At 54.3% G+C, this 17858-nt stretch carries 16 protein-coding genes; 12 read left to right on the top strand and 4 right to left on the bottom strand.

What is annotated here, in order from left to right:
- Nucleotides 1-677: 677 nt before the first annotated feature.
- The 6 genes from E6C55_RS15930 (at nt 678) to E6C55_RS15905 (ending at nt 6407) form a co-directional block, all read left to right on the top strand.
- Complete coding sequence (locus E6C55_RS15930; protein ID WP_168735673.1) at nt 678-2054, top strand: RNA-directed DNA polymerase; 1377 nt, start codon at nt 678-680, stop codon at nt 2052-2054.
- A gap of 235 nt (nt 2055-2289) precedes the next feature.
- Entirely contained in the window at nt 2290-2982 is a 693-nt protein-coding gene (locus tag E6C55_RS15925) for a TnsD family Tn7-like transposition protein (protein WP_269145550.1), read from the top strand.
- Nucleotides 2983-3136: 154 nt separating this feature from the next.
- Nucleotides 3137-3664, top strand: a complete 528-nt coding sequence (locus tag E6C55_RS15920; RefSeq protein ID WP_136370795.1) for a hypothetical protein — start codon at nt 3137-3139, stop codon at nt 3662-3664.
- Between the two features lie 167 nt (nt 3665-3831).
- On the top strand, nt 3832-4845 hold the full coding sequence (locus E6C55_RS15915) for an SDR family oxidoreductase (protein WP_136370794.1): 1014 nt from the start codon (nt 3832-3834) through the stop codon (nt 4843-4845).
- Between the two features lie 532 nt (nt 4846-5377).
- Entirely contained in the window at nt 5378-5839 is a 462-nt protein-coding gene (locus E6C55_RS15910; protein ID WP_168735672.1) for a helix-turn-helix transcriptional regulator, read from the top strand.
- A gap of 49 nt (nt 5840-5888) precedes the next feature.
- Nucleotides 5889-6407 carry a DUF4362 domain-containing protein gene (locus tag E6C55_RS15905; protein WP_168735671.1) on the top strand — a complete coding sequence of 173 codons (519 nt, stop codon included), beginning with the start codon at nt 5889-5891 and terminating at the stop codon, nt 6405-6407.
- A 20-nt stretch (nt 6408-6427) separates the two neighbouring features.
- Here the strand turns inward: E6C55_RS15905 and E6C55_RS15900 are convergent, their stop codons facing one another.
- From E6C55_RS15900 to E6C55_RS15885, 4 genes are all read right to left on the bottom strand, one after another.
- Nucleotides 6428-7174, bottom strand: a complete 747-nt coding sequence (locus E6C55_RS15900) for a phytanoyl-CoA dioxygenase family protein (protein ID WP_136370791.1) — start codon at nt 7172-7174, stop codon at nt 6428-6430.
- Nucleotides 7175-7282: 108 nt separating this feature from the next.
- The gene (locus E6C55_RS15895) at nt 7283-8140 is read right to left on the bottom strand and encodes a helix-turn-helix transcriptional regulator (RefSeq protein ID WP_136370790.1); all 858 of its coding nucleotides are present in this window, start codon (nt 8138-8140) and stop codon (nt 7283-7285) included.
- Between the two features lie 56 nt (nt 8141-8196).
- Nucleotides 8197-8859, bottom strand: a complete 663-nt coding sequence (locus E6C55_RS15890) for a zf-HC2 domain-containing protein (RefSeq protein WP_136370789.1) — start codon at nt 8857-8859, stop codon at nt 8197-8199.
- Nucleotides 8844-9344: an RNA polymerase sigma factor gene (locus tag E6C55_RS15885; protein WP_136370788.1), complete on the bottom strand. Its 501-nt coding sequence runs from the start codon at nt 9342-9344 to the stop codon at nt 8844-8846. Before E6C55_RS15885 ends, E6C55_RS15890 begins: the two co-directional genes overlap by 16 nt.
- Before the next feature lie 237 nt (nt 9345-9581).
- Between E6C55_RS15885 and E6C55_RS15880 the strand changes: the two genes are divergently transcribed.
- From E6C55_RS15880 to E6C55_RS15855, 6 genes are all read left to right on the top strand, one after another.
- Entirely contained in the window at nt 9582-10607 is a 1026-nt protein-coding gene (locus E6C55_RS15880) for a dienelactone hydrolase family protein (RefSeq protein ID WP_136370787.1), read from the top strand.
- A gap of 24 nt (nt 10608-10631) precedes the next feature.
- On the top strand, nt 10632-12209 hold the full coding sequence (locus E6C55_RS15875) for a response regulator transcription factor (RefSeq protein WP_136370786.1): 1578 nt from the start codon (nt 10632-10634) through the stop codon (nt 12207-12209).
- Between the two features lie 45 nt (nt 12210-12254).
- Nucleotides 12255-14102 (top strand): cache domain-containing sensor histidine kinase, encoded by a 1848-nt coding sequence (locus E6C55_RS15870; RefSeq protein WP_136370785.1) that lies wholly within the window; start codon nt 12255-12257, stop codon nt 14100-14102.
- Nucleotides 14087-15430 carry an ABC transporter substrate-binding protein gene (locus E6C55_RS15865; protein ID WP_136370784.1) on the top strand — a complete coding sequence of 448 codons (1344 nt, stop codon included), beginning with the start codon at nt 14087-14089 and terminating at the stop codon, nt 15428-15430. The genes E6C55_RS15870 and E6C55_RS15865 overlap by 16 nt, the downstream gene beginning before the upstream one ends.
- Nucleotides 15431-15992: 562 nt before the next feature.
- Nucleotides 15993-16922, top strand: a complete 930-nt coding sequence (locus E6C55_RS15860; RefSeq protein WP_136370783.1) for an ABC transporter permease — start codon at nt 15993-15995, stop codon at nt 16920-16922.
- Between the two features lie 23 nt (nt 16923-16945).
- On the top strand, nt 16946-17824 hold the full coding sequence (locus E6C55_RS15855; RefSeq protein ID WP_136370782.1) for a carbohydrate ABC transporter permease: 879 nt from the start codon (nt 16946-16948) through the stop codon (nt 17822-17824).
- Nucleotides 17825-17858: the final 34 nt, after the last annotated feature.

Below are 17858 nucleotides of genomic sequence, written 5' to 3'. Positions count from 1 at the left end.
TCTTCATGGGCATCCCGTCGTCGGTTCCACGTTTGTCGCCAGCGTCGGATCGTCTTCTGACTGTACCCGCCGCCTGCGTAGACCTCGCTCACTTCCGCGATCTCCGCCAGGCTGCATCCTTCCGCCGCAGCACGGAGGGTCGCTTCCTTTACGTCCACGGCGCTTTGGTGGTGGGGTTCCACAAACGCCGGTAGTAGACTCATGGTCTTGCGGCAGTCCGGACACAGAAAGCGGTGAACCGGCAGTCGCAGCGACTCCCCCACCGTGAACACCCACCGCAGAAATGTCCCATGTCGATGGGGAAGGCGTTGCGACGAGCAGTGCACGCACCGGCGGGGACGGTCCGCCTCCGGCAGACCGTCCCCGCAACGCTTCAAATAATCCTTTACATCTGTCTCCGTGTTCACTACGATGAAAATGGCGAAAGCCGGATGGGAAAACAGGGAGACGAGGCGGCCAAACCTTGACGTCTCCCTGTTCTATTTATATCCGCTCTCCGCCGTACCCCCTATGATTGTCGGTAATCTCACGCTGCCCCTCCGCCAATTATAGCCAACTCGCTCCGTCAGTGGATATGAAAAATCGCCGCTCTGCTTCCGTCAACGGAAGTGAGCGGCGACACATCAAGAAGATTCGTTATTCCTAAAACCGAGTTATCGTATAGGACGGCGACTCAGTTGGATCCAATAGACAGCCTATTACTAGCGGCGGTCATATTTGAATTTGGTGATTTAATTGAAAAACGTCGGCGTCCAGTAGGAGAAAAAACCGTATTTAGTTACAGGTTCGCTCCTGAAAGAGATGGAATCTTTTATAGCAATGAAAGTTCTTGGAAAGACTTTTGGGAATCATGTTTAGAGAAAAGTAGAAGAAAAAAATATGTGGTTCAAATGGATATATCAGATTTTTATAATCAAATATACCATCATACTGTTGAGAACCAATTGGGGGAATCCGGGTTCCCGAATGCAATAATTAAATTTGTTATGCGTCTTTTGGAGGACATTACGAAAACCGTCTCAAGAGGTATACCAATAGGGCCCCATTCTTCACATCTGATTGCTGAAATGACATTAATTCCAATTGACGATAGTCTATCAATAAAAGGCATTGATTATTGCCGATACGCAGATGATATCTATGTATTTTGTGATGATGAAAAAGAAGCGCAAATAACTGTATATCATATGGCTGAAATCTTAGATAAGCAACAGAAGCTAATACTTCAGGGACAGAAGACTGAGATATTCAAATCAAAGGAATTTGTGAAAATATGCAAAAAGATGTTAAATGATAACCCTCTAAACGAGAACGAAGACCAAATGATTAAGGCTTTAAGGAAATATACCACTGGTTCTTATAAAGGTATTGATTTCAATCAATTAGATTCAGAAGACCAAGAATTGTTTGCTGATTATAACATCACTGAAATTTTAGAGAAATATTTGAATGTACCCGAGCCGGATTTTAAAAAGATACGGTGGTTATATAGAAGACTAGGCCAAATAGGTGCACCAGGTGGGATTGAATATACGATAGAGAATATTAACACCTTAATACCTGCTATTAGTGATGTGTGCCACTATTTAATTGCTGCAAGTAGAAATTTTGATGGAGACTTCCCTGAACTAGGAGACCAGGTAATAACAATCCTTCAAGATGATCTTATACAAGCAAATGAGTATTTTTATATAGCAATTTTGAACTTATTCGCAAGTAATTCCGATTTAAATCATTTAAAGAAGCTATTATCCCTGTACAAATACTCATCGCCTGAGGCTAAAAGGAAGATTATATTTGCTGCGTATGAAGCAGGAGCGTCCACTTGGATTCGGGAGTTGAAAGAACTATTCTCAACATTAGATCCATGGAGCCGAAGAGCTATGCTAGTTGCTTGCAAAATTCTTCCAGAAGACGAGCGAAGTCATTATTTAAAGCACATTAAGAAAACTCACTCTTTAAGTTTGTCCGAGGAGCTTATTTTAGAGTGGTCCCTTAACAATAAAAAATATATTATGGCTCACAGTAATGAACAGGATGATGATACCATGTAAGAGTCTAATACTTTATTTTTTAAATTTAATGATTGAATGGGGATTCTTTAACTCCAGTCTAAAACTTATTTCTCAGAAGTTGACGATTTTCAAACTCAAGAACCGCGCCAGATCAACAACTCCAGTCTAATACTTTATTTTCATCGAACAGTTTGTGTTCAAAGAAAATAAAGTATTAGACTGACGGAATTGGCCATACTGCTACTAGGAGCTCTACTACTGTCTCAGAACCGATATCCAGAATGACAACATGACTCTATTTGAGGCTACCTATGGTAGCCTCATTTTTATTCGAATTGCTCTCAGGGGCTTTTTCTCAGGCGTTGGAGTAGGTTCTCTCAGGCAAATTACCAAGCGATTCCTGTGCTCTATAAACGGTCTGTTACCCGTCCTTGATGCGACTTTAAATTACTCCACGGAGGGAACTAAAATGTTGAGAAAGGGGCGGACAAGTGTTCATTCCATTAAGCACATCCTTCTTACTCATTTTCTTGACAGCAATCTAGCGGATTTTTTCTCCCGTTCGAAAGAACTGCCACCGTTCGGAGAAGGTCCTTGGATGTGCTTGAATAGCGCGGGTAGTCATTATCGTCAACGTGTAGTGACCAAATGTATTATTACACGCGATTATGAAACACGTGGAATTCCTGTCGGCACGTTCAGCTGTGACTGTGGTTTCGTGTACTCACGTAGAGGACCAGATACCGATAAAGACGATTGTTACAAAATCGGTCGGATCAAGAACTTCGGTCGTACTTGGGAAGAACGGTTGGTTGATTTAATCAATACAGAGCGCAAATCCTACAGGGCGGCAGCTCATATCTTAAAAGTCGATCCAACCACAGCGAAGAGGCAGTATTTGCGCATTCAAGCAGGGATGACTACTAATGTAAAGATAGGATATCAACCAACCCTGGACGATAGATGAATTCGCTCCGGCTGTCGACTTGATAGCTACTGAAGCAAAATTGCGGACAATTCAGCTTGCAAAAATGTATAATGTATCCATATAGAAAGGTGTCTCATCAAGGCACAATTCCCAGTCAAGCTCGCATTTCCTCAATCGAATGGAGGACTATTACATGGGACAATATTTGCAACTGGGCATCTGCTATCAAATGTTGATTCAAAAAAGAGAAATCGCAGGGGGACCAATTGAGCAAGTCAACAGAGAAGTCGGCAAATTTGTGGATTTGAATCTCTTTAATGTTGAGGAGACAGATGAGCATATCTCTTTTAGCATTAAGGAGAAGCTAATTGAAGAGCAATTGTACAAGTTCTTGGAGGAGCAGTTCGCTCTTTATGAGGGAGGTTACCAAGAGGAGTTTAGTACGGTTTTGAGTGAAATCTCCAAGAGACAATCGTTTGACCGAATTGTTGAACTGGCAAAAGAAAAGAGACACTACTTTTTCCAACAGAGCGATGTTTATGACTATATTAAGATTACACCTTGGCGGCCGGTTCGTATGAAGACATCTTTGTTGGCGATCCTCATTGAGGGCAAATTAGCGATGGAGTCCTACAACAGCTACCTTCGATATATGGAGAAGCTTGTTCGTTCCAGTTCCAAACAGACTATTGCGGGAGCGTTCCGAGCTTGTATTGATTAGCTTCTTGCAACAATGCTCGACCTGCAGAGAGAGCGCGATTTCGCCGGACTGTCGGGACACGATGGAACTACATGCCGGAGAGCTTCGGGTTGTCAGGATGCCGAACGCGTGCTATGGTAGGCGTGCAACGCGTTTTTTGGCGGACGATATCAATGGAGGTGGACATTGTGAGAGCACTTTTTATCGGAGGAACCGGCACGATCAGCGCGGCGATTACGCGTCAGATGCTAACGCAGGGATGGGAGCTGTATCTGCTCAACCGAGGCAATCGGAACGACTCGCTGCCGGAGGGAGCGCATATCCTTCAGGCGGATATCCGCGACGAGGAGGCGGTCGCCCGGCTGGTGGAGAATCTGCAGTTCGACGTGGTCGCAGATTTTATCGCGTTCGAGCCTGTGCAGTTGGAGCGGGACTATCGGCTGTTCCGGGGGCGGACGAAGCAGTTCATCTTCATCAGCTCCGCGTCTGCCTACCAGAAGCCGCTATCGGACTATCGGATTGACGAAGGCACGCCGCTCGCGAATCCGTACTGGCTGTATTCCCGCAACAAGATCGCCTGTGAGGACTTCCTGATGAAGCTGTACCGCGAGGAGGGCTTCCCGGTCACGATTGTCCGCCCGAGCCATACATATGACGAGCGCTCGATCCCGCTGGGTGTCCATGGCAAGGGAACGTGGCAGGTCGCGAAGCGCATGTTGGAGCATAAACCGGTCATCATTCACGGAGACGGCACTTCTCTGTGGACGATGACGCACAACAGCGACTTCGCACGCGGGTTCATCGGCCTGATGGGCAACCTTCACGCCATCGGCGAAGCGGTTCAGATCACGTCGGACGAATCGCTCACTTGGAACCAGATCTACGAAGCGATCGCCGCTGCGCTGGGCGTCCCGTTGAAGGCCGTGCACGTGTCCTCGGAGTTCCTGGACGCCTGCAGCACGGAGGATTTCCGAGGCGGCCTGATCGGCGACAAGGCGAACTCCGTCGTCTTCAACAACGCGAAGCTGAAGCGGCTGGTGCCCGGCTTCGCGGCGACCGTCCGGTTCGACCAAGGAATCCGGCAGACGATCGATCATGTGCTGGCCCACCCCGAGCTGCAGAAGGAGGACCCGGAATTCGACGCATGGTGCGACCTGGTCATTCAAGCGTTGGACAATGCGGTGAAGGCGGTCCGGGGCTAAGCCGCCGGGAGGCCGCCGGCTCCGAGCGCCGGTCTTCCTCTCCGAGCCGAATGCGTTCAGAAGGAAGTTGGCAAAGTCTCGATTCGAGATTCTGGAAGCGAATAAATCTCAAAGTGTGCCGGCTTGGGCGAATGGAGCTTCTTCATTGGCGCATCAAGCGGTTCTTCATGTCGTTAAAGGAGAAGGAGAGTTACTCCTTGACGGGGGCGCGATTCCATTGGAGAACGAGGCGACTTTCGTGTTTACGCCCGGAACTCGAGTGCAGCTCCGGCTCCGATCCAAGAAAACAACTTTATTGTACTGGGTTATTTTTGACCGATATGCCTTGTCGAATAAGACGGCCAACAGCCTCGAATATATAAAGGAAGACGACTTCCCGTTGCAAGGCAGAGTGCGAATGACAGGCTACAGCCCTGTACGGGCCTTGGTCCTGCTAATATCGAGCACAGGGATCAGGGACGGAGAAGGAAGACAGCATCACGGGCAACAATTATTGTTTGACTTGCTTCAGGATCTGCTGGAGCAGGCTCCCATGAATCGGAATGTCGGGCCGACAATGAGGCTTCAAGAGACGGTCGGGTATATGCTGCAGAATTATCAGGAGAATATTCAGATGAGCAAGCTCGCGGAATTGGGGCAAGTGATGGATAAAACACCGATGTCCTATATTACCGATCTGAGAATAAACAAGGCCAAGGAGCTGCTGCTGACAACGGATAAGCCGGTTTCCGATATTGTCGCGAGTGTCGGATATAACGACGAGTTTTATTTCAGCCGCCGCTTTAAAGAGAAGAGCGGGTATTCTCCCAGCGTCTTCACACAGAAGAGAGAACTGAAGACCATCTCTCTCTCCTCCCCGTACACCGATCATTTGTTTACGCTCGGAAGCGTGAACGGGCACGTCTATGTGACACAAGGGCAAGCCTGGCTCGACTACTCATCTGCGGGACACCTGGCTGCGCTGGCGGACATTGAAGGATGGTGTGTAGGTTGATATAAAAGAGCGGCACTTATAGGTGAGGTGAATTTATATGGTCAAACGGATGTTAGCATTAGCAGCGGTGTGGGGGCTGGTATCGGGCTGTACTGGGCAATCGGGCAGTCCCCGCGATCATGCGGCCAGCCCGTCCACCGCGCCTGCGCCGGGAGAGACGGCGGCGGCTCCGGCGCAGCCGAAGGCGTTCCCCGCCGTGTCGGACCCATACACAGCTGACCAGGCGGCGGCGAACGGCGATGTCGTAAACGTCCACGGGGAGATGTACAATCTCGACAAGTGGCAGATGTTCCTAGCGAATCTCGATGCGGGCGTGCCGGATCAACTGCGCATTACCCAGTACACGATTGAAGGTGCCCCAATCTTCTATGAACTGGTCTATGACGGGGCCGAGACGATAACGTATACCTTCGACAACTCAAGGGACGGGTTCGGCAGCGATGCAGGTCGTCCGAGCACGATATGTCGGGACATTGAGCTCGCGGAGGACAAGGATCGAGGCTCCTATTACAAGTTGACCGGATGCGATAACGATACCTATAATACCTTCTGGCTCCCGGACTTGTAGAGCGAGCAGGATTCCATCGCTTACCCATTCACGAACGAGCTGCCTGCGATGTCCTTGCCCCTTGCCAGCCAAATCTTGAAGCCCGGGTTCTTCTCCGGAATGACCTTCGCTTCGGTCGAGAAGTAGCGCATCGTGTACCCGCATCGGCGATAGGGGCTTTTGTTGGCCTCTGCGCCGTGAATGATTCGGGAGTCGTGCAGCGAGCATTCGCCTTGCTCCAGCTCGAAGTACACCGCTTGGGAATCATCCACCTTTGTGATCTCGGTGTCGAAAATGTTCTCGTTGCCGCTGACCGAATCGTACTCGGAGAAGCCGTCCGTGTGCGTGCCGGGAATGACGCGCATGCAGCCGTTTTCTTGCCAACTGCGGTCGATCGCCAGCCAAACGGTAACAATGCCGTCGTAGCGGGTAAGCCGCCCCTTCCAGTAGGCCGAATCTTCGTGCCATGGCGTCTGCTTGCCGACAAACGGCTCTTTGCAAATAAAATGGCTGGACCACAGGCCGATGTTCGGTCCGATGAGCGGCTCTACCAAATCGAGCACCTCGTCTGCGAGCAGGAACTTGAGCAGCCGCTCGTCGCGGAAGTGCGGCGTATCCAGCTCGCTGTTGAGCTTGCGGCCAACCGCCTCCCACTGCTCTTCGAAAATCGCGCTCAGCTCGCTCATTTTTTCCGGGCCGAACAGCGGTTTTTTATGAAGCAAGTACCCTTTCTCCTGATAAAACGTTACTTCTTCCGGGGTTAATTTCGCGATTGCGCCGCTTGACATGCAAGTGCCTCCTTGAGGATGCGAAGTGGGTTGGTTCCTCTTCATTATCCATCGGAGGCGTTGTTCATTCTTGTCTGAGTTTCGGGAAAAGTATGCATATCTTCGGCTCTAGGCGCCGCTGCTGCGGATTTGTCTCGGCGTGCGGCCGTATTTGTGTTTGAAAGCCCGCTCGAAATGCGATAAGTTGCCGAAGCCGGAAGCATAGCAGACTTCCGTAATCGGCAGTTGCGACATGCTCAGCAAGGAAAAGGCGAATTTAAGCCGCTGCTCCTGCAGGAAACGCTGGAAGGTTACGCCGGTCTCCTTGCGGAAGCGCTCGCTGAAGTAGTTGGCGGACAGGCCGACGTGCCGCGATACCGTCTCCAGCGTCAGGTTCTCGTGGAATCGGAAGGATAAGTACGTAATGGCTTTGCTGATGGAAGGGTGAATGGCCGGGACGTGCGCCGCATGATCCCTCCCCTTGCCGTCCTCGTGCCGCCGCATCAGCTCGACGAGAATTCGCTCAAGGGCCCCCGCGACGATCCATCCGCTTCCTTGGCGCGGCCGCTCGCTCTCTTCCCACACGCGCTCGAATTCCCGCTCAAGCATAAGCGTGATATCCTCTTCCAGCTCGACCGCGATTCCTTCGCCCGCTTGATAGATCCATTGAAGCAGCTCTGCGCGGATGAACTCCTGTACGAAGATGGCGTTGTAAAGATGGACGACACAGCCGTCGTCATTAACCAGCTCGTGAAAATCCGCGGGCGTAAGCAGGAACAAGCTCCCGCGCTTCAATGGGAGGGAACGCCCGTTAAAGCGATGGGTTCCCGTTCCGGAAGTTACCAAGGCGATCTCGAAGAACTCGTGCCAATGAACGGGGATGAGCCCTGCGATGCGATGCATAAACAGTCGGAACGGCGTATTTAACAGCATATACCGCTCGTGAAGCAATCGTTCGGGCGTCTCGCGATCGACGAAAGAAGGCATAGCTTCCCCTCCCTGAGTAAGAATATCGTTTGTATATTATTGTATTGCCCTGCCGGTTATCTTCCGAGATACGTCCGGTAAGCGGCCTCTTGCTCGGCGGTGGCTTGGGGAACGGTCATGCCCTGCTCCCAGATGGTGATCCTGTCATTCTTGTTTATCCCTTCGAAGTAGATGCCCGTCTTCTCCAGGTTTGTCTTCGCATTCGTAGTCGATACCCAATTCTCGGGCATCGCGACAACTCCTTCTTGCTCCTTGGAGAACAGTTGTCTGTGCTCGTAAATCCGATAAATCTCCGTATGTCCGTTGTCCTGAGCGGATACGCGGCTTACAAACCCCTTTACATTGGCGGTGACGCGATAATGGATCGTGCCGTCCTGCGTCCGATACACATCGCCGATCTGGACATCGCTGGCCGGGACGGGGAAGTCTCTCGTTCCAAAGAGAAAATAGGCGCCGATCAAGAGCGCGACGGCAACGGCGACACTGGCGCTCGCGATGATCAACTGTCTTCGTTTGATTTTTTTCAGAAAATCGATTTGTTTGGGCGGAGCCGCTCCAATCTCTTGGGTATCTTGCGTCATCTGCTCCAAGACTCTGCGGCATTCGCCGCAGGAGGCCAGATGCTCTTGAATGGACTTGTTCGTAAACTCGCTCGTTAACCCCTCGATATAGTTCGGCAGAAGGTCTTGCACGATCTGACAGCTTAATCTTGGCTCCATTCGGATCTTCCTCTCGTCATTTTTTGTTTGCCGCGATAGAAGGTGACCCGCGCCCAATTCTCGCTCTGCCCGACAATGTCCCCGATCTCGGCAAAGCTCAACTCGCCGGAGAGACGAAGATACATGACTTCCTTGGTCTTCGCATCCAATTGATGAAGCATTCGGAACATGGCAAGCTTCTCTTCGTTGCGCAGCACATCCTTCTCCGGATTCCGGCCGGAGGGGAGGGGGATCTCCAGCTCATCCAAGGAGACGACAGGTTTTTTCTTGTTTCTGTTCAGCTCTCTGTACCACGCCCGCTTGGCGATCTGGCACAGCCAGACAGATAATTTGCACTCGCCGCGGAATTGATGGATGGTCTTCATCGCTTGGCAGAACGTCTCCTGCGTCAGCTCCTCGGACAGATCGGCGTTCTGCGTAATGCTATATAAGTATCTATACACGGTTTGGGCATGTGTCTCGTATAGTTGCTCCATACTTTCCATCGGTTCGCCTCCCGTAACATAAGTAGCGGCAATCGGGATTTCGTTACGGCATGTTGACCTTTTTTTTGAATTATCTCACGCCTTCAAGGAACTTTGCCAATGCAGGCTGGTTATTGCGGAATATTCTAAAAAAAATGCGTGATACGCTAAAAAAAATGTATTCCCACGATCGATAGAAATTGATACGTTTAGGGGGATTCCAGCAATGATCGTTAATGAAAATAGGAGACGAATGCCATGTGGATGCCCGACAATTATTTCGAACGGATATATAAGGAGACGATAGCCAATCATCAGGCCGCAGCGGACCGGGAAAGCGCCGAGCAGAGGAAGGAGCGACTCCGAGCCGCACTAAAGTCGGCGCTCGGACAGTTTGCGAGTCCTCTCCCCTCATCGGAGCCGGAGCTGCTGTCCAGTGAGGATTGCGGGAGCTACATTCGCGAAAGGGTAAAATTGAGCGGAGTGGACGGACTCTCGTTCGGAGCGTACCTGTTGATTCCCAAGAAGCGCATCGGGAAGATTCCCGGCGTTCTGGCGGTACACGGGCACGGCTACGGGAGCCGGGAGATCGTCGGGCTGTTGCCGGACGGAGCGATAGATCACGAACCGCCCGGCCTCCATCGACACTTCGCGCTTGAGCTTGTCGAGCGCGGTCTTGTCGTCATTGCGCCGGACGTTATCGGATTCGGCGAGCGAATGCTGGAGGAAGATCGGCATAAGGACCCCAGGCACAACAGCTCCTGCTACAAGATGGCGACGCAACTGCTGCTTTATGGGCAGACATTGACGGGACTGCGTACGGCGGAGCTGCTGGCGGCTCTCGAATACCTCTCCAAGAGGGAGGAAGTCGACAACGCGCGTATCGGAGCGATGGGATTCTCCGGAGGTGCCCTGTTATCCTTCGTCTGCGCGGCGTTGGATCAACGGATTCAGGCTGCGGTTCTAACCGGGTTCCCGGGCACGTTCAAAGGCACGATCATGGAGGTGTTCCATTGCGTCGACAACTATACGCCGGGAATGCTTGTCCATGCCGAGCTTCCGGAATGGATAAGCTTGATCGCTCCGCGGTCTCTATTCGTCGAGTCGGGGGATCGCGATCCGATCTTCCCGATTGCTTCGGCCGAATCCGCGATTGAAGAGCTGCGTCAACGTTATCGTCGGGAGAATGCCGAGGAGCGCTTCGCCTTTGACGTCTTCCCGGGAGAGCACGAGATCAGCGGAAGGGTCGCGTACGATTGGTTGGCCGGCCAGCTCGGAACATGATGCACAAACGAGGTGATCGGGAGCATGTTGACGGTCTACTTGGCTGACGATGAGCCGGTCATTCTGCGCGGTCTGCGGAAGTTGCTGGATTGGGACAAGCTTGGACTTGAGATCATCGGAGAGTGCCGCAACGGGGACGATCTTATCCGGGCGATCGAAGCGGACAAGCCCGATCTCGTCATTACCGACATCGCAATGCCCCGAATGACCGGCATCGAGGTGTTGAAGCGGATACGGGAAGGCGGCTGGCCGACCCGCGTCGTGTTCATCAGCGCGTACCGGGAATTCTCGTACGCTCAGGACGCGCTCTCCTTCGGCGCTGCAGGTTACTTGATCAAGCCGATTAATCGCGCCAAGCTGGAGGAGATTGTGCGGAAGACGGTCGATAATATTCGCAGCGAAGCGCGGCAACAGATTAACGAGGTTAAGCTCCGCGATCTGGAGACGAAGCAGCGGCGGCATGCCGAGTGGGAGGATCTGAAGAGCCTGCTCGAATCGCCCGGGGGAACGCCGGATGAAGCAATTCTCGACGCGCTGCAGGGCGACGATTCCCGCGCCGTATTCTCGGTGCTCGCGATTGCGCCCGATCCGATCGCCGCTGCGGCGGAGCGCTGGGGAGAGGGACGCCGGCGTCTGCTGCTCTTCGCGATCCGCAATATCGCGGAAGAGATGTTCGGCGGTCAAGGAGCCTGCTGGACATTTCCAAGCGAGGATCGGCTGATCTTCCTGCTTCGTCATGCGCCCGACCTTAACGTCTTCCGGTTGGCGGAGGCCGTTCATGCCGGGATCAATGAATATTTGAAGCAGGGAGTGACGATCGGCGTCAGCCCTGCGGGCTCGCCTGCACAACTGCCGACTCATCACAAGCGGTGCCGCGAAGCGCTGGAACTGTCCTATTTTCTCGGATGGAACCGTGTACTGGCTTCGGGAAGTCTCCCGCCCGCACTCGCCGGGTCCGGCCTCGATCGGGAGAAGACGGAGAAGGAATTGCAGCGCGAGCTGTTCGCGCCGGACGGCGATCCGGAGCCTTATCTGGAATTGCTGTTGGAGGAGATACGCCGTCAGGCCTGGGGCAGGAAAGCCTATGCGGTGAGCCTGTGCAACACGCTGACGATCAAGCTGCTGCGGGGGCTGCTGCCACGCGAGGATGACTGGCGGGACGAAGCGGAACAGGAGTTGTTCATTCGGTTGTCGGCTTGTCCGACGCTGGACGAGCTGTTCGCCTGGATGCGCGGGCGGATTCGCTCCGCCAGGGAGGAGCTTGCGGCCGGAAGCCAGGAGTCGAGGCAGATCGTAGAGATCAAGCGGTATATCGGGGACAATTATCGGTCGGAGATCAACCTGGAGACGATGGCCTCCAGGTTCTATATGAATCCTTATTACTTCAGCAGCTTCTTCAAGAAGCATGTCGGACAGAACTTCAAGCAGTACCTGACGGAGGTCCGGATGAGGGAGGCGACGCATCTGCTGCTGCATTCGGACTCGATGCTGTACGAGATCGCCGAGAGGACGGGCTTCTCCAACGCGAGGCAATTCAGCGAGATCTTCAGAAAATATTATGGAGCGCTCCCGAACGACTACCGTCAGGCGAAGAGAACGTAACGCCGCAAGGGTTGAGCCGGGAAGCAGGGACAAGGCGGTCGGACGATGAGAGGATTACGGATCACCGCTCTGAGAAGGAGCATATTCGCCAAGTTCGTCGTGTCGTTTATGCTCGCGGGGCTGCTTCCGCTGTCGGCGCTCGGCTATTTTCTCATGAATGCGTACTTCCAACAGTCCGAGCGCTTCAATGCGAACAATCTTGAGCAGATGACGTTGTATCTCGCCAAGAACGCAGGGCAACTGATGAACGGCTACAACGACATCTCGAAGCTTATGTACGACGTCAATTGGTATCCCGCTCTGAGCCAGGCGGCGAGAGGCAACCAAAGCTCGGTCATCGATAATTGGTTGTCTTACGTCATCGGCTCGGACCCTTATATCGAGAACGCCTACTTCGTGCCGCAAACCAGCCGGGAGATCTGGATGCGAAGCCGGCGGGCGGAGCCGGCCGGGGAAGGCAAGATTCCGCTCGAGGAGTTGACCTCCGAGCTCAAGCTGAGACCCAAAGAAATTGAGATCTCCCCGGCGCGTGCAGAGAAGGGAACGGGGAGGCCGGATCGCCAGGTGATCACCTTCGCCCGCAACCTGCTCGATACTTCCACGCTGCTGGAGGGCCGCCCCAAGGTGCTGGGCGTCTTCCTGTTCGACGTGAACGTGGACGCGTTCGACGAACTGATCGAAGGACTCGACCTGGGAGTGCGCGATCGGATCGTCCTGACGGATCGGCAGGGCAATGTTGTCTACGGCAACGATCGAGCGCTGATCGGCCGGGAGATGACTGCGGAGCAGGCGGCGCGGGAGGCGGACGGCCGCGGCTCGCGGGTCATGGCGCAGCCCGTCAACGATTCGGGACAGATGCTGCTCGGCACGTATTACCGCACGAACTTCCTGGGGACCGTCGGAAGGTTCAAGGGCTTGGTCATCGCGACCGGTGCGGCTTGTCTCGCGTTGCTGCTGCTCCTGTCGCTTGTCCTGTCCCGCAGATTCAGCCAGCCGATCCGGGCCATCATGCAGAAGCTGTCGCGGATGGAGTCCGGCGATCTGGACGTGTCGCTGCCGGTGCGTTCGCAGGATGAGCTGGGGCAGTTGACGCGGGGAATGAACCGGATGGCGGAGCAGCTCGGCCGATTCATTCAGGAGGCCTACGTCGCCGAGCTTAAGCAGAAGCAGGCCGAGTTGGGCGCATTGAAGAGCCAGATCCGGCCTCATTACTTGTACAACACGCTTGAGGTTATCCGCATGAGCGCCGTCAGCCGCGACGACATGCCCGTGGCGGATATGATCCATTCGCTGTCCAATCAACTGGCTTACGTGCTCGACAACGGAGAGAACTTGGTGACGCTGGACGAGGAGCTGGCTAACGTGCGGGACTACTTCCATCTGATAGAAGCCCGCTACGAGGATTTAGTCAGCTTAGAGATCGCTGTCGGCGACGGCGTCTCGACGGAATGGGGCGTGCTGAAGCTGTCCATGCAGCCGCTCCTCGAGAACGCGGTTCAGCATGGCATTCTGCCCAAAGAGAGCAACGGACGGATTCGCCTGGAGGTGCTTCCGGAGGAGCCGGGGACGCTCGCGATTCGGGTCATCGACGACGGCATCGGCATGGATGAGGCGAGGCTGGCTGCGTTGCATCGCAAGCTGGAGCAATCGGAAGAGAAGCGGAGCAAGCCGAGCGGCGGCCGCGGATTGAAGAACGTGCACGACCGGCTCCGCGCATTGTATGGGGAACGATACGGGCTGACGGTGGATAGTTATCCGCAGTTGGGGACGTCCGTGCAGATTCGCATGCCGATCATTCGCGAATTCGACCGCGACCGCTATTCCAAGCGGCTTGAATCCGGCCGACGGACGAGCTGCGACCGGAGAGGAGGAGTCACGTGGGCAGATCGATAAGGGGGCAGAGCGCGGCCCGCTTCGATGCGGCGCGGGCGGCGGCGATGGCAGGAGTATGGCTGGTCGCGCTCGGTCTTGGCGGCTGCGCTTCCGGGCACAACGGTACGTACGTGTCGGATGCCGGGGAGGTGCCGCTGGCATTGACCTTTATTTATAAAGGAGGGGACTCCGTTCGCAATCAGGCGCTCCAGGAGGTCGTCGATTCGTTTAACGAGGACCAGGCATCGGTGCGGATTCAAGCGAGCGCTTCGGAGATCGGGGCGGACACCTATGAGCACTACTTGCTGATCAAGGATGCGGTGGGAGAGTTCCCCGATATGCTGGAGATGGAGTCGACCGAGGCTTATGCAGACGCCGGTGTCATCGCTCCGATTCCGGAGGAGATCGCGAGCCGGCTGAAGTCGCCGGCCGTCATCGACGGGAAGATCTATGCGGCTCCGCTGTATAGGGAGCTCCCCCCGGCGATTCTGTATAACCGGGACGTCTTCGCCAAGGCGGGAATCACGGAGCTGCCGAACAACTGGGATGACTTCCTGAGCCTCTGCGAACGAATTCGGGAAGCGGGAGTCAGCCCTATCGTCGTCGGGGGCAAGGAGGTGTGGCATCTGGCTTACTGGACGGACTACTTCTTCGGGGCCAACGTCTACGTCGATCATCCGGATTGGAATTCGGAGAAGAGCGGAGGCACCGTCCGCTTCGCCGATGCGGACACTCTCGCCGCGGTGACGGACATGCAGGAGTTGTGGACGAGGCGTTACGTGAACCCGGGATGGCTCTACACGACGAATGCCGATGCGGCAACGGAGCTGGCCCTTGGCCGGGCCGGCATGCTGTATTCGGACGTGCGGGCGCTGGATGCGATCAGGCAGGCCAATCCGGACGCCGATATCGGCGTGTTCGCCCCGCCCGACCGGCAAGGGCGCGTCGTGATCCGGCAGTCGTCGCAGTTGGAAGGCATTGCATTGTCGGCGGAGGCCGCCAGAGTACCGGAGAAGCGGGAAGCCTTCTCGGCCTTCATGAGCTACTTCTACGAGCCGGAGCATTATGCCCGCTACCTGCAGCTCGTCAAGGGGCTCGCCTCTACGAAGCAGGAAATCGACTATGACAACGACGACGAGACTCGGGCGTTCATCGCGATCGCCGAGGATTCCAGGGCCAAGCATGCGCTCCAGATGAACGAATATTGGGGAGACGGCGCCATGCCCGACGGCTTCCGCGATTGGTACCTCGGGCTGCTGCAGTACACGCTGGCGTTGAACCGGCCGAACGCCGGGCAACTCATGGACCAGGCGGACGAGCAATGGGCGCTGCGGATGTCGACTCCATAAGCCAAGTCCAAAGGGGCCGGTTCCTTGAGGAATCGGCTCCGAATTTAATGAGGCTAATAAAGCCGATGAAGACGATGAAGACGATAAAGACGATGCAGCCGATGAAGCCGACTATATATAGGTTGAACGAATGAAGTTAATCTAGCCAGTTACAACCGCACATAACTGCGAAACGGAAACTCCGGACCTGCGGCCAGACCGAGCGAATAAGCCCGAAATTTCGACTACAATTCGCGATCTATGGCCGAATTGAGTAAATAAGCCTGAAATTTCGACTACATTTTGCGACCTGTGGCCAACCCGGCCCGTGTTCGGAGGCATTGGCTTCCGGGATGATAGGTACTTTGTCAGAGAAGGGGCATCCGACGGGATGCCTCTGTTCGTATATGCCCCTGTTCGTGTACGCTAGGTGTCCGGCCGGGGGCGCCGATACCGCATTCATCTCTATAAAATCCGTAGGCGGCGCTTAAAAAAGCGCGTTCAACCATTGCGATCATTTGCCTATAATCAGACATGTAAAGAGACGAACCGAGAAAAAACGCAAGCAAGGAGCGCCTGACGCATGAGAATGAAAAGCCTGCTAACCGAACTGTACCGCAACAAGTCGCTCTATTCGATGACGCTGCCGGGACTCGCGCTAATCTTCCTGTTCAGCTACTTGCCGTTGTTCGGCTTGCTGGTCGCCTTCAAGGAGTTCAACTTCAGAGACGGAATATGGGGAAGTCCGTGGATTCATCCCTTCTACGGCAACTTCCGATTCCTCTTCTCTACAGGCTCGTCGGCGATGCGGGCCACGTTCAACACGCTGTATCTCAACACGCTGTTCATCCTGTTCGGGATTTTGTTCCAAGTAGGGATAGCGCTTCTGTTCAACGAACTGGCCGGGAAGTACTTCAAGAAGGTCACGCAGTCGCTCATGTTCCTGCCGTACTTCATCTCTTGGATCGTCGTTGGCGTTATCGCGTACAACCTGTTCAGTGAAGACACCGGCGTGATCAACAACACGTTGAAGAGCCTGGGCGCAAGCCCCTTCCACTGGTTCACGACCGCCTGGGTATGGCCGATCATCCTCGTGCTGTTCTCCATCTGGAAAGCAACGGGGTACGGCATGGTTCTCTACCTGGCTTCCTTGACGGGCGTCGATCCTTCCTATTACGAGGCGGCCAAGATTGACGGAGCCACCAAGTGGCAGCAGACCCGCTATATCTCGCTTCCGTTCCTGATGCCGACGATTGTGACGCTTACGCTGCTTCAGGTCGGACGGATCATGAATGCCGACTTCGGCATGTTCTATGCGATCGTCGGCGAGAACGCCGCCATATACAGAACGGCCGATGTCATCGACACGTTTATCTTCCGCAGCCTAAGGCTTAACGGCGACATCGGAATGGCTTCGGCAGCGGGCTTCTACCAGTCGATCATCTCCTTCGCCATCATCATGCTCTGCAATAAGCTGGCCCGGCGCCTCAATGAAGATTCTTCGCTGTTCTGATACGGCAACACAGGAGGACAACCATGATTCGAAAATGGAATTTGGGCTTGGTCTATCTCGTCATTCTCGTCTTCTCGCTCTTCTGCTTCCTACCGTTCCTGCTCGTGCTCAGCAGCTCGTTTACAAGCGAAGAATCGATTATTGCACACGGCTACAATCTGATTCCGCATGTCTTCGATACTTCCGCCTACCATCTGCTGTTTCTAGATGGGGAGCGCATTCTGAACGGCTACAAAATTTCCATCATCGTAACCGTCGGCGGCACGGTCGCCAGCCTCGCGGTCACTTCGCTGCTGGCGTATCCGCTGGCGCTCAAGAGGCTGAAGCTGCGCAAGGCGCTTAACCTGTACACGCTGATCACCATCCTTATCAACGGCGGCATCGTACCCTGGTACATCGTGTGCGTCCGCTACTTGCACCTGCAGGACAATCTCTTCGCGCTTATCGTGCCGTATCTGTGTCAAGCCTGGAACGTATTTCTCCTGCGCAGCTTCTTCCAGACCATTCCCGACGAGATCAGCGAGTCGGCGAAGATGGACGGAGCGGGCGAATACCGAATTTTCTGCACCATTATCGCTCCTCTGGCCAAGCCTGCGCTGGCGACGGTCGGCCTGTTCATTGCGCTGATGTATTGGAACGATTGGTGGCTGGGCCTCACCTTGCTGAACAGAACGGAGCTTCAACCGCTGCAACTGCTGCTCCGCACCATTCAGTCGAACGTTCAGTTCATCTCCACTTCGGCCCAGGGCGCGGAGATTATCCGGGCGACGGGAGGGAGGCTGCCTTCCGAAGGCATCAAGATGGCCGTCTGTATCTTGACGATCGGGCCGATCGTGTTCGTCTATCCGTTCGTGCAGCGCTTCTTCATCAAGGGGCTGACGATCGGGGCCGTCAAGGGATAATCGGGAATACACCGGGAAACCGTTGTAGATAGAG

The organism is Cohnella fermenti, assembly GCF_004801405.1.
GTDB classification, from domain to species: domain Bacteria; phylum Bacillota; class Bacilli; order Paenibacillales; family Paenibacillaceae; genus Cohnella; species Cohnella fermenti.
This window is presented reverse-complemented; position numbering and strand designations above follow the sequence as displayed.

Bases quoted from the DNA above. Each gene is read 5' to 3' on its own strand.
- E6C55_RS15920 (WP_136370795.1), top strand. From the start codon at position 3,137: ATGGGACAATATTTGCAACTGGGCATCTGCTATCAAATGTTGATTCAA.
- E6C55_RS15910 (WP_168735672.1), top strand. From the start codon at position 5,378: ATGAATCGGAATGTCGGGCCGACAATGAGGCTTCAAGAGACGGTCGGG.
- E6C55_RS15905 (WP_168735671.1), top strand. From the start codon at position 5,889: ATGTTAGCATTAGCAGCGGTGTGGGGGCTGGTATCGGGCTGTACTGGG.
- E6C55_RS15900 (WP_136370791.1), bottom strand. From the start codon at position 7,174: ATGTCAAGCGGCGCAATCGCGAAATTAACCCCGGAAGAAGTAACGTTT.
- E6C55_RS15895 (WP_136370790.1), bottom strand. From the start codon at position 8,140: ATGCCTTCTTTCGTCGATCGCGAGACGCCCGAACGATTGCTTCACGAG.
- E6C55_RS15890 (WP_136370789.1), bottom strand. From the start codon at position 8,859: ATGGAGCCAAGATTAAGCTGTCAGATCGTGCAAGACCTTCTGCCGAAC.
- E6C55_RS15885 (WP_136370788.1), bottom strand. From the start codon at position 9,344: ATGGAAAGTATGGAGCAACTATACGAGACACATGCCCAAACCGTGTAT.
- E6C55_RS15880 (WP_136370787.1), top strand. From the start codon at position 9,582: ATGTGGATGCCCGACAATTATTTCGAACGGATATATAAGGAGACGATA.
- E6C55_RS15875 (WP_136370786.1), top strand. From the start codon at position 10,632: ATGTTGACGGTCTACTTGGCTGACGATGAGCCGGTCATTCTGCGCGGT.
- E6C55_RS15870 (WP_136370785.1), top strand. From the start codon at position 12,255: ATGAGAGGATTACGGATCACCGCTCTGAGAAGGAGCATATTCGCCAAG.
- E6C55_RS15860 (WP_136370783.1), top strand. From the start codon at position 15,993: ATGAGAATGAAAAGCCTGCTAACCGAACTGTACCGCAACAAGTCGCTC.
- E6C55_RS15855 (WP_136370782.1), top strand. From the start codon at position 16,946: ATGATTCGAAAATGGAATTTGGGCTTGGTCTATCTCGTCATTCTCGTC.